General features: G+C 67.2%; 15 protein-coding genes. 10 read left to right on the top strand and 5 right to left on the bottom strand.

Annotated elements, in window-relative coordinates; all coding sequences use genetic code 11:
- Position 1 precedes the first annotated feature (1 nt).
- The 5 genes from ACEPA4_RS10965 (at position 2) to ACEPA4_RS10945 (ending at position 4,151) form a co-directional block, all read left to right on the top strand.
- Positions 2 to 553: a DUF3299 domain-containing protein gene (locus tag ACEPA4_RS10965; protein ID WP_065177709.1), complete on the top strand. Its 552-nt coding sequence runs from the start codon at positions 2 to 4 to the stop codon at positions 551 to 553.
- The gene (locus ACEPA4_RS10960; protein ID WP_065177710.1) at positions 543 to 1,163 is read left to right on the top strand and encodes a DUF3299 domain-containing protein; all 621 of its coding nucleotides are present in this window, start codon (positions 543 to 545) and stop codon (positions 1,161 to 1,163) included. Before ACEPA4_RS10965 ends, ACEPA4_RS10960 begins: the two co-directional genes overlap by 11 nt.
- Positions 1,163 to 1,906 (top strand): hypothetical protein, encoded by a 744-nt coding sequence (locus ACEPA4_RS10955; RefSeq protein ID WP_065186498.1) that lies wholly within the window; start codon positions 1,163 to 1,165, stop codon positions 1,904 to 1,906. The genes ACEPA4_RS10960 and ACEPA4_RS10955 overlap by 1 nt, the downstream gene beginning before the upstream one ends.
- 150 nt (positions 1,907 to 2,056) lie before the next feature.
- A complete protein-coding gene (locus ACEPA4_RS10950; RefSeq protein ID WP_262090707.1) occupies positions 2,057 to 3,589 on the top strand; it encodes an MFS transporter in 1,533 nt (510 codons plus the stop codon).
- 4 nt (positions 3,590 to 3,593) lie between these two features.
- The gene (locus tag ACEPA4_RS10945) at positions 3,594 to 4,151 is read left to right on the top strand and encodes a TetR/AcrR family transcriptional regulator (protein WP_005416714.1); all 558 of its coding nucleotides are present in this window, start codon (positions 3,594 to 3,596) and stop codon (positions 4,149 to 4,151) included.
- A 128-nt stretch (positions 4,152 to 4,279) separates the two neighbouring features.
- On the opposite strand, the gene ACEPA4_RS10940 is transcribed toward ACEPA4_RS10945, so the two are convergent.
- On the bottom strand, positions 4,280 to 5,161 hold the full coding sequence (locus ACEPA4_RS10940; protein ID WP_262090705.1) for an AraC family transcriptional regulator: 882 nt from the start codon (positions 5,159 to 5,161) through the stop codon (positions 4,280 to 4,282).
- A gap of 106 nt (positions 5,162 to 5,267) precedes the next feature.
- On the opposite strand from ACEPA4_RS10940, the gene ACEPA4_RS10935 reads away from it, so the two are divergent.
- Complete coding sequence (locus ACEPA4_RS10935) at positions 5,268 to 5,804, top strand: carboxymuconolactone decarboxylase family protein (protein WP_005416712.1); 537 nt, start codon at positions 5,268 to 5,270, stop codon at positions 5,802 to 5,804.
- Between the two features lie 56 nt (positions 5,805 to 5,860).
- Here the strand turns inward: ACEPA4_RS10935 and ACEPA4_RS10930 are convergent, their stop codons facing one another.
- Positions 5,861 to 6,628, bottom strand: a complete 768-nt coding sequence (locus ACEPA4_RS10930) for a TraB/GumN family protein (protein WP_262090704.1) — start codon at positions 6,626 to 6,628, stop codon at positions 5,861 to 5,863.
- Between the two features lie 433 nt (positions 6,629 to 7,061).
- The gene (gene fdhD, locus ACEPA4_RS10925) at positions 7,062 to 7,901 is read right to left on the bottom strand and encodes a formate dehydrogenase accessory sulfurtransferase FdhD (RefSeq protein ID WP_164092822.1); all 840 of its coding nucleotides are present in this window, start codon (positions 7,899 to 7,901) and stop codon (positions 7,062 to 7,064) included.
- Positions 7,902 to 8,145: 244 nt separating this feature from the next.
- Between fdhD and ACEPA4_RS10920 the strand changes: the two genes are divergently transcribed.
- Positions 8,146 to 10,431 carry an FdhF/YdeP family oxidoreductase gene (locus tag ACEPA4_RS10920; RefSeq protein WP_065186494.1) on the top strand — a complete coding sequence of 762 codons (2,286 nt, stop codon included), beginning with the start codon at positions 8,146 to 8,148 and terminating at the stop codon, positions 10,429 to 10,431.
- 481 nt (positions 10,432 to 10,912) lie between these two features.
- Positions 10,913 to 11,452: a DUF411 domain-containing protein gene (locus ACEPA4_RS10915; protein ID WP_081275831.1), complete on the top strand. Its 540-nt coding sequence runs from the start codon at positions 10,913 to 10,915 to the stop codon at positions 11,450 to 11,452.
- Between the two features lie 116 nt (positions 11,453 to 11,568).
- On the opposite strand, the gene blaL1 is transcribed toward ACEPA4_RS10915, so the two are convergent.
- Entirely contained in the window at positions 11,569 to 12,438 is an 870-nt protein-coding gene (gene blaL1, locus ACEPA4_RS10910; protein WP_262090702.1) for a L1 family subclass B3 metallo-beta-lactamase, read from the bottom strand.
- A gap of 203 nt (positions 12,439 to 12,641) precedes the next feature.
- Here blaL1 and ACEPA4_RS10905 point away from each other — a divergent pair, with 203 nt between their 5' ends.
- Positions 12,642 to 12,908 carry a hypothetical protein gene (locus ACEPA4_RS10905; RefSeq protein WP_005416705.1) on the top strand — a complete coding sequence of 89 codons (267 nt, stop codon included), beginning with the start codon at positions 12,642 to 12,644 and terminating at the stop codon, positions 12,906 to 12,908.
- Between the two features lie 9 nt (positions 12,909 to 12,917).
- On the top strand, positions 12,918 to 14,096 hold the full coding sequence (locus ACEPA4_RS10900) for a low temperature requirement protein A (RefSeq protein ID WP_139727163.1): 1,179 nt from the start codon (positions 12,918 to 12,920) through the stop codon (positions 14,094 to 14,096).
- Here ACEPA4_RS10900 and ACEPA4_RS10895 read toward each other — a convergent pair.
- Complete coding sequence (locus ACEPA4_RS10895; protein ID WP_262090700.1) at positions 14,093 to 15,526, bottom strand: hypothetical protein; 1,434 nt, start codon at positions 15,524 to 15,526, stop codon at positions 14,093 to 14,095. The genes ACEPA4_RS10900 and ACEPA4_RS10895 overlap by 4 nt on opposite strands.
- Positions 15,527 to 15,529 lie beyond the last annotated feature (3 nt).

Here is a 15,529-nt window from a genome sequence, read left to right as displayed (position 1 = left end):
CATGCGCTGGATGCTGTCGCTGCCGATGGTGTTGGCCCTGGCCGCCTGCGAGCGGCCGGTGGATACCGGTGTGCAGGCCTTGCCACCCTCGCCGGTTGTCGACCGCGCTGACGCTGCGGATGCGGCAGAGCAGGAACTGGACTGGTTGCAGATGATGCCGAAGGACGAGCTGGCCGCGCTGGAGCGGGGCGAGGGCCCGGAGGTCGAGCACAACGGCAACCGGCGCATGCCGCAGTTCGGTACGTTCCGTACGGTGGATACGGTGCTGCAGCGACCGGTTCGCCTGCCGGGTTACGTGGTACCGCTGGCCAACGCGCAGGACGGGCGGCTGACTGAATTCCTGTTCGTGCCGTACTACGGCGCCTGCATCCACGTGCCACCCCCGCCGCCGAACCAGATCGTGCACGTGGTGCTGCCACGCCCGATCGACATGCCCGACATGTACTCGCCGTTCTTCCTGGCCGGCACACTGCGTGCCGAACGGTTGGATGACGATCTGGCCGGTTCGGCCTACACCATGCGTGATGCACAGCTGAGGCCCTATGAACCGTAGCCACCTGCTGCTCATGCTGGGATGCCTGTGGCTGGCGGGCTGTACGGCGCCGGGCAGCGACGCCGTGGTGGTCACGCCGCAGGACAGAGCGGCACCCTCGGCCACGGGCGAAGCCCCCATCGACCGTTGGGACGCGTTGCGGCCCGACGAAGTGACCTACCAGCGACCGCCCCCTCAGATCGGCCTGTCACGCAATGGGATGGAGGGCGTGGGTGGCCTGATCGACGACACCGGCTCGGGCACGCCGCCGGGGCAGGAGATCGACCATTCCAGCCCGGATCGCGCCAAGCAGTTCGGCTCTTCGCGGGTGGTCGATGCTGTCGATGGTCGCGCGGTGGATCTGGATGGCTACGTGGTGCCGCTCGGCACCAACGATGCAGGATTGGTGGATGAACTGCTGTTCGTACCGTTCTATGGCGCGTGCATCCACGTGCCGCCGCCACCACCGAACCAGATCATCCACGTGACCCTGGCCACGCCGATCGCGCTGGGCGATCTGTGGGATCCGTACCGGCTTGCCGGCCGCCTGCAGGTGAAGCGTTTCGACGCGGACATCGCCAGCGCGTCCTACGATGCCGCGGCGGCCACGCTGACGGCGATCCGCAACTGATGCGCAGGCGATGGATCATGGCTGCCGGGGTGCTGCTGGGCGCGGGGGTGCTGCTGTGGTGGCAGCGGCAGCGCGCACCCATCGCGCCGCCTGCGGTCGCGTTTCCGGCGCCGACGTCCAATGCCAGCCAGCGCATCGAACAGCGCCTGGGTGACGACCACGCATTCCGCAACGACGTGCTGTTCCTGCTCGCGGCAACATTGCGCGACCGCTGCCAGCCGGCGCAGGCGGGAGTGTTGGCGCGCATGGCCAATCGTGCATCGCTGCCTGTGCTGGCGGCAGTCAGCGCGGTGACCCAGCAGGATCCATCGCTGGACCGGCCGATCTACCAGTACATCCAGCATCGCGCCGACGCGACGCCGTGCGGGCAGACGCTGCAGATGCCGTTGGCCGGTGGACGCCGCATGGCCGTGGACATCGAACAGTACGCGCGCACGTTCCCGGACAGCTACTTCGACCCGCAACGCAGCAGCGAACCGCGGGATTTCGGCGGGCTGTCGTTGCAGCAGCGCGCCGGCAATGCCTGCAACAGCGTGGTGTACTCGGTGTTGCCTTTGGGCGGCACCGATTGGCGGTGCAGCAGCCTGCGCGCACAGGCCCGTGCGCGGGTGCGCGGGCTGTGCGAGGACGAACTGCGGCGCCAGCATGGCGGAACTAGCGGGGAACTGGACATGGCTGTGGGGAAGGGCATGCAGGCGGCGGTGGTATCGGCGGTTGCCGCGCTGCCGGAAGACTGTCGGTGATGATCCCTGACACCGGGCACGACCCGGCATGAGGGCACGACAACATGAACATTGCCCGGGCCCCAATCTGAATCGGCGGCGCTGTTTTCATAACTATACAGGACATCCTGTATAGTTATGGCCGTTTTCCGCTCCCCATCAGGTTTCCCCATGGCTTTGTCCCAGCCCCTGGCCGGTGCTCCGGCCCTGTCGCGTGCCCGTCGCTGGGCGCTGTTGTTTACCGTCGCCGCCGGCCTGCTGCTGGTCACGCTCGACAACTCCGTGCTCTACACCGCACTGCCTACGCTGACCGAGGAACTCTCGGCCAGTGCCGGCCAGGCGCTGTGGATCGTCAACGCCTATCCGCTGGTGATGGCCGGCCTGCTGCTGGGTGCGGGCACGCTGGGCGACCGCATCGGTCATCGCCGCATGTTCCTGATCGGCCTGGTGGTGTTCGGCGTCGCCTCGCTGGCCGCGGCGTTCGCCGACACCGCAGCTCAGCTGATTGCCGCACGAGCCCTCCTGGCAGTCGGTGCCGCAGCGATGATGCCAGCCACGTTGGCGCTGATCGGCCTGAGCTTCCACGAAGAGCGCGAACGCAACATCGCCATCGCGATCTGGGGTTCGGTGGCCATCATCGGTGCGGCGCTCGGCCCGATCATCGGCGGCTGGCTGCTGCAGCACTTCTGGTGGGGCTCGGTGTTCCTGATCAACGTGCCGGTGGTGGTGGTCGCGTTCGTGGCCACGCTGCTGCTGGCGCCGGAAGGACAGCGTGACACCTCGCGGCCATGGGACCTTGTGTCCTCGGTGCTGGCATTGGCCGCACTGTCCGGCCTGGTGCTGGCGATCAAGTCGCTGATCGCTACGCCGCCGTCGTACGCGCTGGGCGCAGGCGCGCTGCTGTTGGCCGTCATCAGCGGTGCGGCGTTCGCGCGCCGCCAGCAACAGCTGCCGTACCCGCTGCTGGACTTTGCGATTTTCCGCAATCCTGCGTTCCTGGCCGGCACGCTGTCGGCAGTGTTCACCCTGTTCGCGATGGCCGGCCTGCAGCTGGTCACCACCCAGCGCTTCCAGCTGGTGGCAGGCTTCACGCCGCTGCAGGCGGGTCTGCTGGTCTCGGTGGCGGCAATGGGCAGCCTTCCGAGCGCGCTGCTGGGCGGCAGCATCCTGCACCGGGTGGGCCTGCGCCCGCTGATCTGTGGTGGCCTGGCCGCAGGTGCGCTGGGCGTCGGCATGGTGGCGTTCGGCTTCCCGCACGGCCTTGGCTGGGTGGTGGCTGGTATGGCCATCACCGGCTTCGGCATGGGCTCGGCCATCTCGGTGGCATCCACCGCCATCCTCAACAATGTGCCGGCACACCGCGCAGGCATGGCCTCGTCGGTCGAAGAGGTATCCTACGAATTCGGTGGCCTGCTGGCGGTGGCGATGCTGGGCAGCTTGAGCGCGGCGATGTACAGCGCGTTCCTGCCGGTCTCGGCCGATATGCCGGTGCTTGCCCGCGAGGGTTTCACCCAGGCGCTGCATGTCGCGCGCGAGAGCGGGCAGGGTGAGTGGTTCGCACTGGCTGCGGCCGCGTATGACCGTGGCTACCAGATCGTGCTGCTGGTGATCACGACGGTATTGGCAGTGGGCGCGGCGATCATCGCGCGCCTGCTGCGCGGCCGCATCGGCGGCCGCGAGGGCGCGGCCGATCGCGTAAAATGACGCGATGAGAACCAGCAAGCGCGACCGCATCCTCGACGCCGCCGTCAACGTGATCAATCGTGACGGCGTGCGCGCGGTGACCTTCGAGTCGGTGGCGGCCGAGGCCAAGCTGACCCGTGGCGGCCTGCTCTACCACTTCCCGTCGCGCGAGGCGCTGCTGCGCGGCATCGACGAGCACCTGGTGCAGGCCTGGGAGTCGTCGATGGAAACGCTGCTGGGCAAGCGTGCGGACGAAGCCTCGGCGCTGGAACGTTACCAGACCTTCGTGCGCGTCTCGGCGCAGAGCGCTACCCGTGCCGAGCTGATGTTCATGCTCGAATCGGCCGACCCGGACGCCGATGAGCGCCCGTGGGGCCCGGCGGTACGCCGCTGGGCGCCGTTGCCGCCGTCGGCCGGGCAGAATGACCCGGCCGCGCTCGACAATTTCGTAGCACGGCTGGCCGCCGACGGCCTGTGGATCTACGAGGCGATGTACGAAGGGCAGCTGGATGAAGGCGTGCGCGCCCAGGTGGCCGAGCGCATCGCCGGGCTGCTGGCGAAGTCTGACGGCACGTCCAGTTGAGCGGCCGGTCGGCGCGCAGACATCGCCCGTGGTAGAGCCGACCGCTGGTCGGCTGCTCTGCGGCCAAGCCATGAAAACCCCGCGCTTTGCGCGATGGTCGGCCAGCGGCCGACCCTACCCTGACGCAATTACCGAGCCTGGGCGGCGCTCGCGGCCAACCAGGCCCTGGGCGACGCCCCCAACCGTTTGCGGAACGCCTTCGACAACGACGCGGTATCGGCAAACCCCACCTCGACCGCCACCTGCTTGACTGCCACGCCGGCCCGCAGCTGCGCGCAGGCCAGGCTCAGCCGCCAGTCCAGCAGATAGGCGGCCGGCGTCGCCTGCATCACCTCCTTGAACACTGCCGCGAATGCGCTGCGCGACATGCCGGCGGTCGCCGCCATCCGGGGCAGCGTCCATTCGTCCTGCGGTGCCTTGTGCATCGCCACCAGCGTGCGTGCCAGCCTCGCGTCGGACAGCCCGCGCATCAGTCCATGACTGACACCCGCTGCATCCGGGTGGTCGACCACCCAGCGCAGGATCTGGATCAGCGCCACCTCGAACAGGCGATTGGTCAGCAGCCGTGAACCGCAGCGCTGGCGATCGGCCTCGGCAAACAGCAGCTGCAGGGTGTCATCCAGTTCGCCGATGGCCGCCAGCGGTACTACCATTACCGGTGGCAGCGACTGCACGATCGGATTGCGCGCACCGCCATCGAAATCCAGCGTGGCGCAGGTGAAATCCGGGCCATCCAGCGGCGCGTTGAAGAACACATGGTGCAGCGGCTGCGGGTACAGCAGCAGGCTGGGTGTGTCGATCTTCAGCCGGGGCAGCGCGCTATCGCCGTCGGGATGGCGGACTTCCATTTCACCCTGGCGCAGGATGTGCAGGAACGCACGGCCGGGTTGCGGCTCGAAGACATGCTGCCCGCACAGCGGGCCACTGTGGAACAGCGCCGCCTGCACCCGGAAGCGTTCCAGCAGGCAGGAGAGTCGATCTGGCGCAGGGGCGGCGGCGGGCATGCTCATGGACGTATGGACAACATGTATGGCGAATTACGACTGATGCGTCCTGCGAGTCTACCTAGGATGAGCGGGTCGTCCAATCCCGGGCGCTTTCCCAAGGAGATCCACCATGTCCCGTGTCCCCCTGATCGATGCCGCCAACGCCACCGCCGACCGCCAGGCCCTGCTGGGCCAGGTCCACGCCGCCTTCGGCGCCACCCCGGCCATGTTCCGCGCCGTGGCCAACTCGCCAGCCGCCCTGCAGAGCATGTGGGGTTCGTTCGGCGCGCTGGGCGGCGGTCGCCTGTCGCCGCTGCTGGGCGAGCAGATCGCCGTGGCCATCGCCAACCGCAACGCCTGCGAGTACTGCCTGGCCGCGCACACGGCATTGGGCCGCAAGGCCGGCGCCAGCAGCGAGCAGATGACCGCCGCGCAGATCGGCCAGTCCAGCGACCCGGCCACTGCGGCGGCGCTCGACTTCGCATTGAAGGTGGTCGAGCAGCGTGCGCAGATCGCCGACGGCGACGTGCAGGCGCTGCGCGCGGCTGGCTTCGATGATGAGCAGATCGTGGAGATCCTCGCGCATGTGGCGCTCAACCTGTTCACCAACTACGTCAACGTAGCGTTCGACGTGCCGGTGGACTTCCCGAAGGTCGCGCTGCGCTGAGTGCAATTGCTCCGGGCAGCAGAGTGCTGCCCGGACTCAGGCCCGCAGCTCAGTGGCTACGCCGGCTGGAAGCTGAAACCGCGTTCGCGCAGCGCTCTGATGTAGCCGTTCCCGTCGAACGCATCTGCAATATCGAGCATCGCAAGCGTGGTTGATCTTCCCGCAGTTACGGTTTCCACTGCGCTGAGCCAGGCCTCGCGTCGAAGCGTGTCCAGCTCGTTGCTGCCAGTCGCTGTCACGTGCACATCCATAGGCACGTCATGCCCACACATGCCAAGGGCATCGCCCTGCGCCCAGGCCTTGGACTGAACACGGGCGGTATCGTGAAGGCGACGGAGTCGTTCGACCTGCACCGCAAACCGTGTCGTGTCATCCAGTGCAGGATGCGGTTTACCGCAGTCGTCAGCTGCCGCGATGTCGATAGCCAGTTCAGTGCGCGGCACGAAGTAGCGGGCTCCACCCGCGCGTCCTATCCTGCGCAGCTCCTTGCAGAATGCCTTCGGCGACTCCAGCTGATGCCTGGCCATGACGGCCTTGCGCAGCGCTCTGGCCGCGAAGTGGGGACGCAGGCGTTCCAGCTCGATTGGATCGATTCCGCACTCATTCAATGCCGCTTGCCATTCTGCATGGACGTCCGCCGGCAGAACATTCTTCAGGGTCAGGTTGTCGGGATTGTGGTGGATGGTTTCGGCTTCAGACACCGCACGGGCCAGTGTGAACAACGCGCTCAGTCCCGAGCCCTCCCATCTGCCGGTGATGTCCACCTTCGGCCGGCCCAGAATGGTGTGCGCAACCGCGGCAATGCGTCCTGCTTCGCCCGTCACGCATCGCATCGATCCGGGTAGCGCGGTGGGGACGGGCAGGATCCACAGGTGGGCCTCTTCACGCCTTGCCTGCCAGAGCGCCGGACCTTCTGCACGGATCGTGGGGGGGGGGCAGGGCATCCGTTACCTTGGTTCCGCGGCTTCCGGAAGCCGGCGCACCTGCCAACGTACGGTGCACGGAAACATCAAGGGAAACCGACAGCAGTGAACGTGGTTGCCGGGCAGCCGACATGGGAACTCCAGAAAGGACCATGATGAGTGTCCTCGATGGTGCGTGGCGCGCCGATTGCTGGCTATCGGACTACGATGATTTCGCCTTGGCTGGGCGAGGGGCCCGGAAGCCGTTGCGGTAGAGTCGACAGTTAATCGACTGCTCGTCCTTGTGCCCGGAAACCTCGCGCCACGAGTGATAGTCGACCCTACGCAGCGGAGATTACCGGTCGTCCGCCTGCAACCGGTCCGGATGGGTATACACATTGAACCCGCTCTCCCGCGCGAACCCGACCAGGCACAGGCCGGCACTGCGGGCCAGGTCGATCGCCAGCGCGGTCGGTGCCGAGACTGCAGCCAGTACGCTGGCACCGGCGCGCACCGCCTTGCTGACCATTTCGTAGCTGGCCCGGCTGGAAATCACCAGCAGGCCGCCTTCGATGGCGTGTTCGTTGTGGTGCAGCGCACCGATCAGCTTGTCCAGTGCATTGTGGCGTCCGACATCCTCCCGCAGCCAGCCGATGCGCCCACTGGCATCGGCCCAGGCCGCGGCGTGGGTGGAGCCGCTTGCCGCATTCATCGGCTGGTGCTGCGTCAGCGTGGCCAGCGCGCGCTGCAGAGCGGCGGGCGAGTAGCTGCGTCGCTCGCGGATCTGCGGCAGTGGGCGCAGCACTTCTTCCAGCTGGCGCGTGCCGCACAGGCCACAGCCACCACGACCGGGCAGCAGGCGTCCATTGGACGGGTCCAGGTCGGCACCGGGTGCCTCCTCAGCCACGGTCATCTGTAACTCGATGCCTTCCAGCTGCGGGCGGATGTCGATCGACAGCAGCTGCGAGGGGGTGTCGATCAGGCCTTCGCTGAGCGAGAAGCCGAGCGCGAAGTCTTCCAGGTCGCACGGTGTGGCCATCATCACCGCAAAGGCGGCGCCGTTGTAGCGCAGCGCCACCGGCACTTCTTCGGCCACCACATCGACCTGCTGCTGTTGCCCCTCGTTGCGCCAGCGCTGCAGCGGGCGTTGGGCGGTGCCGGCAGGTGGGGTGTGCGGCGGGATCGAATCAGGCATGCAGCGCGTCCGGACAAGGGAGAAACGCGGGCGGGCCACCGCCTGCGGTTTCGAGGATAGCGCAGTGGTCGCGCGCAGACGCGGCTGTAACCGTTGCCATGGCAGGTTGTGCTGAAAACCGCCTGTACCCTCTGGCGAAGCCGCGCAGGCCGTGCTTGACTGTGCGGCTGGTCGTGCCATTGACTGCGCCGCCGGACCGCGTTGTGCCGATTGTTGCTGCGTTCCTTCCGTAAGGTTCCCGAACATGTCCGAGCAGAAACCGCCGCGTTACAAGCCCTACAACCAGCCTGCCGGCGGCTGGGGTGCCGCCGGTGCCACCGCCAAGGTGCTGCTGCAGCAGAGTGTGATCGGCAAGGGGTCGAAGGCGCTGCTGGCGATGAACCAGCCCGGTGGCTTCAAGTGCCCCAGCTGCGCGTTCCCCGATGCCGACGAACGCAGGAAGCTGGAGTTCTGCGAGAACGGCGCGAAGGCACTGGCCTGGGAGGCTACGGAGTTCCGGGCCGGCCGCGAGTTGTTCGCCCGCCACACCGTCACGGAGCTGATGGCGCAGACCGACTACTGGTTGGAGATGCAGGGCCGGCTGACCGAGCCGATGCGCTACGACGCAGCCACCGACCACTACGTGCCGTGCAGCTGGGACGATGCCTTTGCACTGATCGGTCGCCACCTGCAGGCGCTGGACAGCCCACACCAGGCCGAGTTCTACACCTCCGGGCGCACGCCCAACGAAGCGGCGTTCCTGTATTCGATCTTCGTGCGCGAGTTTGGTACCAACAACTTCCCGGACTGCTCGAACATGTGCCACGAGCCGACCAGCCGCGGGCTGCCGCCGGCCATCGGGGTGGGCAAGGGCACCATCGTGCTGCAGGATTTCGAGCACGCCGAGGCGATCTTCGTGATCGGCCAGAACACCGGCACCAATTCACCGCGGATGATGAGCAACCTGGTCGATGCGCGCAAACGCGGCATCCCGATTGTGGCGGTCAATCCGATGCCCGAGCGCGCGCTGATCCGCTTTGCCGAGCCGCAGGACGTGGTGCAGATGGCCACGTTCGGTTCGACCGAGATCACCAGCGAGTTCGTGCACATCCGCATCGGCGGCGACCTGGCCCTGATCAAGGGCATGATGAAGGTGATGTTCGAGCGCGAGGCGCAGGGCGAGCGCGTGCTCGACCATGATTTCCTGTCAGAACACACAGTGGGCCTGGAGGCGCTGCGCGAGGATGTGTTGGCGCAGGACTGGGACCAGATCGTGCAGGTATCCGGCATCTCGCAGGCGCAGATACACCGCTGTGCGGAGATCTACATCCGCTCCAAGGCCACCGTGATCTGCTACGGCATGGGCCTGACCCAGCATCAGTACGGCTCGCGCCTGCTGCAGCAGGTCGCCAACCTGCTGATGCTGCGTGGCAACTTCGGCAAGCCCGGTGCTGGCATAGGGCCGATCCGTGGTCATTCCAATGTGCAGGGCGACCGCACCGTCGGCATCGACGAGAAGCCCAAGCCGGCCTACCTGGACCGCGTGCAGCAGGTGTTCGGCTTCGATCCGCCGCGTGAGCATGGCCACCATGTGGTCGAGTCCATCGAGGCGATGCTGGACGGCAGCGCCAAGGTGTTCATCGGCCTGGGGGGCAACTTCATCCATGCGGTGCCCGATACGCCTCGCGCGTATGAAGCGATGCGTGGGCTGGACCTGACCGTGGGCATCGCCACCAAGCTCAATCGAGGTCATCTGGTTCATGGCCGCGATGCGCTGATCCTGCCGGTAGTGGCGCGCTCGGAGCGCATCGTCACGCCGGCCGGCGAGCAGTTCGTCACCATCGAAGACGCGATGTCGAACGTGACCGCCTCGCGCGGCGTGCTCGAACCGGTCAGCACGGAGGTGCTGCCCGAGGTCGAGATCGTCTGCCGCATGGCGATGGCTGCGCTGCCGCACAGCAAGGTCGACTGGGCCCGCTGCATGCACGACTATGCACCTATTCGCGAACTGATCGCTGCCGTGTACCCGGAGATCTACACCGGCTTCAACGCGCGCATCCAGCAGCCGCACGGTTTCCATCTGGACATTCCGCCGCGCCGCCGCGTGTGGCCCACGCCCAATGGCAAGGCCAACATCCTGGTGATGCCCGGCCTGGACGTGGACGATCCGGTGCACGATCCGGACATGTTGCGGTTGGCCACCGTGCGCTCGCATGATCAGTACAACACCACCATCTACAGCTACAACGATCGCTATCGCGGCGTGTACAACGATCGCATGGTGCTGTTCATGAACATCGAGGACCGGCTGGCGCGCGGTCTGGAGAAGGAGGCGCTGGTCAGCCTGGAGACGATCAGCCGCGATGGCGTGCAGCGGCGCGTCGAGGGCCTGACCGTACTGGACTACCCGATGCCGCGCGGCGCGCTGGCCGGGTACTACCCGGAACTGAACCCGTTGTTGCCACTGGACTACTACGACCGCATCAGCGGCACGCCCGCTGCCAAGTCGATTCCGGTGCGGATGAGTGCAATGGCGGCGGCGACTGCGTGACACGCGCATCGGCTATCATCGGCAGGTGAACCTGCCTGGCCTGCTGCTGCGATGGATGCTGCTTGTCGCCCTGGTGCTGAATGCACCGGCGCTCGCGCTTGCCTCATCTTCGTACAGCGGGTCGGCCAACCAGGATCACTGCGCTGCACCGCACTCGGCCGCGATGGCGGCAGCCGGCTGCTGCGATGATGCGGCCCCGGCGGCCTGCCAGAGTGGTGAGTGTGAATGCCCGCCGGCCTGCCTTGGCATGCTGGCCATGTCGAGCGGTATGCCCGCCTCGCCGTGGCGCGAGGCGCCGGTAGCCGCCAGTACCCGGCAACGCGCACCGCCGCCGATGCCGGACCCGTTGCGGCCCCCTATCGCGTGATTCCCTGCAGGCCTCAAGCGCCTGCCGTAGTTGCTCGACTTTTCTCGACTCTGCCTGTGCCTTCGATGCGCGGGCGACGGGCCGCGTTGCCCGCCTCTGCAAAGGAATCACGCAATGAACCGTACTCTCTCCCTCGGCCTGCTGCTGGGTACCGTGTTGGCCACGACCGCCTGTGCACGTGCCGCCGAAGAATCCGCCGCCGCACCGATCGCCAGCGCAGCACCGGTGGCACCGATCCAGGCCAGCCCGGCCAAGGTCGATCCGGCCTTGCCGGTGGCCATCGTGCACAAGACCGCCAGCTGCGGCTGCTGTGGCATCTGGGTCGACCACCTGAAGGCCGCCGGCTTCCAGGTGGAGGTGCATGACACCGACGACATGAACCCGATCAAGGTTCGCCTGGGCGTGCCGGTCGGCAAGGCGTCCTGCCATACCGCCGAGATCGGCGGGTATGTGGTCGAGGGCCACGTTCCGGCCGAGGACATCAAGCGCCTGCTGGCCGAACGCCCGGCCGCGCGCGGGCTGGTGCTGCCCGGCATGCCGGCCGGTTCGCCGGGCATGGAAATGCCGGATGGCTACGTGCAGCCGTACACCGTCGAGCTGGTGCGCACCGACGGCAGCACCGAGCCGTTCGCCCAGCACGGACAGGGTGGCTGATGGACGGCGGGTGCCGGTCGTTCTGACCGGCACTCTTCGACGCATCCTGTGTAGAGCCGAGCCCACGCTCGGCTGTGTTTGGCCGGCAAGCCGAGCATGGGCTCGGCTCTACGGGATCAGCGTGCTGCGGCCGTTTCCTTGGCCAACTGCGCGTCGAACTTCTTCTCGGCCGCATCCGCGTAGGCCTTGCAGTTCAGTGCCTTGTCGCTGGCCTTGCTGCCAGCGGCATAGTTCCAGTTGCTGGCGCCCGGATGCGGGGTCAGCAACAGGTCGCAGGGCAGGCCGCGCACCGTAGCGAAGCTGCGCCGGTAGTCCTCGACCAGGTGGGGATAGCGGGCGTTGCCCTGCAGCTGGTAGCCCGGCGCACTCAGGCTGTCGGCGTAGGCGATGCGCACCGGCTTGCCATCGCGGGTATCGGTCCAGGTCCAGGCGGTGCTGCCCGGGGTGTGCCCCGGCATGAAGTGTGCAGTGAACGCGATGCCACCCACCGTGACCACTTCGCCATCCATGATGATGCGGTCGGTGCTGGCCGGCGGAAAGGTGATGCTGTCGCCAAAGTGCAGGTCGTTGCTGCCGCCGCGCGCCAGCAGCACCGCTGATTCGGCGTTGGCTACCACCATCGCACCGGTACGGCGCTTCAGTTCTGCCACCGGGCCCGCTTGGTCGGCATGCGCATGGCTGAGCAGGATCAAGCGCAGGTCCTGCGGCGCCACGTCGCGCACCTTCATGTTGCTGATGAGGTGGCTGGCCATCTGCGGCATGCCGCCGTCGAGCAGCACCGCGCCGTCGGCGGTCTGCACCAGTAGCGCGGTCAGGTCCTCAGTGCCGATCTGCCAGGTATGGTCGGCGATCTGCAGCGGCGCCATCGGCTGCAGCCAGGATGGGTCTACGGTGTAGGCCTGCAGCTGTGGCAGCGGTGTGTCGGCGGCAGTGACATCGAAGGCAAGTGTGGCAGTCAGGGCAAGGGTCGTCAGGCAACGGCGCATGGCGGAGAGGGGTCTGGATAGGGTCGGATGAAGCTAGCACGTACCCTGGACGGCCCGTTTCGCGAATAACTCATGGCTGCCATAAGGTTCGCCGCAGCCGATGCCGGGATTGTTCGCTTGCTCTGGACTGTGAATCCATCTCCACGGGCTGTTGCGCACAATCGGCCGGGGCTAGCCTGTTCCCGGGCTTAAGGAGGTGGACCATGCATGTGCTCATGGTGATGCTCGGCGGCGTGCTCCTGCTGGGCGTGTTCCTGCTGTTTGGCCGTCTCTGGAGCGTGGGCACCTCGCAGCTGCCCACGGCACTGATCGCCTTCATCGCTACCTGGCTGCTGGTGGCCGTTGCCAACATGTGGGTGGGGGTCAGCAAGGCCGGTTACGCGGTACGCGAGGAGTTGCCGATCCTGTTGCTGGTGTTTGCCGCGCCGGCGTTGCTGGCCGGTTTCCTGTACTGGCGCCTGGCGCGCTGAAGGAGTTCCATGCGTACCCGACTGCGCTTGCCCGCGCTGCGCCACCGCGACGGCCACCATGCCCGCGTGACCTACGAAGAACTGTTCTTCGATCTGGTCTACGTATTCGCGGTCACCCAGCTCAGCCACCATCTGCTGCACCACCTGGACCTGGCCGGTGTACTGCAGACGCTGGTGCTGTGGTTCGCGGTCTGGCTCGGCTGGCAGTACGCGTGCTGGGTCAGCAACTGGTTCGACCCGGAGGTGCCGCGCATCCGCGGCCTGCTGTTCGCCACCATGCTGCTGGCGTTGTTGATGTCCTCGTCCATTCCCGAGGCGTTTGCCGATCGTGCGTGGATCTTCGCCGGGGCGTACGCCACGATGCAGGTCGGACGCACCGCGTTCGTGCTGCTGGAGGTCGGCCGGAGCCATCCGTTGGCACCGAACTTCCGCCGCATGCTGGCCTGGGTCAGCGTGTCGGCCTGCTTCTGGCTGGCCGGCGCGGCGGCCGAGGGCAACCTCCGCCTGGCATTGTGGGCGGTGGCGGTGGCCTGCGAATACATCTCGCCGATGTTCGGCTTCGCGTTCCCGGGCATGGGCCGTTCGCACACCCGCGACTGGACCATCGAGGGCGGACACCTGGCCGAACGCTGCCAGCTGTTCGTCATCGTCGCACTGGGCGAGACGTTGCTGGCAACCGGGGGCGTGCTCAGCGACGTCGAGCATTGGAGCCTGGAAGTGGTTTCAGCGGTGTTGGCCACCTTCGCCGGCACGATTGCCATGTGGTGGCTGTACTTCGGCATCTCCAGCCGCGATGCCACAGAGGCCATCACCCACGCCGAAGACCCCGGGCGGATGGGCGCCAACTTCCACTACGTGCATGCATTGCTGATCGCCGGCATCATCGCCACGGCGGTGGGCAATGATCTGGTCATGGACCATCCGGGGGTGGCCGTCACCCCGGTTTACGTGACCGTGATGGTGGCAGGCCCGCTGATCTATCTGCTGGGCAGTGCCCTGTACAAGCGCGTGGTCTATGGGCACGCGCCGCGCTCGCATCTGCTGGGCGCTGCCGCGCTGCTGGTGCTGTGCCTGGTGTTGCCATGGACGCACCTGCTGGCCGCCGGATGGCTGACCAGCCTGGTGCTGCTGGGCGTGGGCGTGCTGGATGCGCGGCTGAAGCGGCGCACCCGGTCGTTGCCGGGCTAGAACCCGCCGCCGGTCTTGAAGCCACCGCCGCCGCTGATACCGCCGCCGCTGTGGAAGCTGCTGCCGCTGGAACTGGAACCGGAACTGGAGCTTGAGCTGGAACTCGAACGCGAGCTTGACCTCGAGCTGGAACTGCTGGAACCGCCCGAAAGCAGGTCGAACAGGCTGCCAGAGGAGCGGGTGGTGCTTTGGCCGCGGGTGGTGCTGAAGAAGGATGCGGCGACGGTGGCCGGCGCGGCGGACCGGTAGCTCGGCGCCTCGTAGGCCTGGCGTTCGATGTCTGCTGCTGCCTGGTAGCTCCTGCGCGCAGCCTGCAGGCTGTCCAGGCGCTTCTTCAGCACGGCCATTTCACGGGTGTGCTCAGCCACCATGCCGTCGATCTCGCCCAGGCGCAGGCGACTGCCATGGATGCGTTCGAGCACGGCATCGTCCTCGCCGGAGGCGGTGGCGGCGACGCGGCGGTACAGGTCGTCCATGCTCTTGGCAGACAGCGTGCGCGCCAGCGCGGTGAGCAGGGCGCCGCCTTCGGCATCGGTCCAGCTGCGGAAGCCATCGATCTGTGCCTGCTTGGCATCCACGGTCTGCCGATGCAGCTGCTCGGCCAACAGTGCCTGCGCCACTGCGCTCTGTGCCGCCTGCAGTTGCTGGCGCAGCGGGTCGCCACCGGCATGGGCGAGAGCGGCGTCGCGGGCCTGCTGTACCGGCTGGCGGGCCGCCTCGATGTCGGCACGGGCCTGTCCGGCATGTTCCTGCAGATAGGGCGGAAGCTCCACCAGCGTGGCGTACTCGCGGCGGGCACGGTCGAAGCCGCACAGCTCGGCCAACCAGCCATCGACGGTGCGCACCAGCGGCCAACCGCGATAGGCCGTGCTGCCGAAGCCGCGTCGATGCAGGTACATGAAGATCGGGTCGGCCTGGTAGGCGCCGGCCTTGGCGTCACGCTCCGACTGCGCGGAGGCGGCCATCCGCTCCACCGTGTCAGCGCGCGCCACGGCCAGCTGCAGATCGTCCTGCAGGGCCCTGTAGGTGGGTTCCGCTTGCAGCGCGGTGTCCACCTGATCCTGCAGGGCCTGCCAGCGTCCACCGGCGGCGTCGCGCGCGGTAACGGCCTCCTGCGACCGCTGCTGCAGCGACTGCTCGATGTCCAGCAGCGCCTGCAGTTCGTCGGCCAGCACCGCCGCTTTGCGGTCACGGCGCTGCAGATCGGCGCTGGACTGCTGCAGCAGGTCCCGGGCCAGCATCGGCGGCGCATCGGTAGCGGCCTCGGCCTGCAGGCGGGCCAAGGTGTTGAAGTCGTCGCGGACCCCGCCGTGCAGCGCTTCCTGTTCCTTGATCAGTTCCCGGCACTGGTCGCCACGCGCGGCCAGTTGTGCCTGCACCTGGCCGATATCGGCTTCGACATCAGCAATGGCCTCGTTCAGATCTCTCATGTC

Source organism: Stenotrophomonas sp. P2112 (assembly GCF_041897515.1).
Lineage (GTDB): Bacteria > Pseudomonadota > Gammaproteobacteria > Xanthomonadales > Xanthomonadaceae > Stenotrophomonas > Stenotrophomonas sepilia.
Note: the sequence above shows the minus strand (reverse complement) of the source record. Positions and strands in the feature narration are given on the sequence as shown.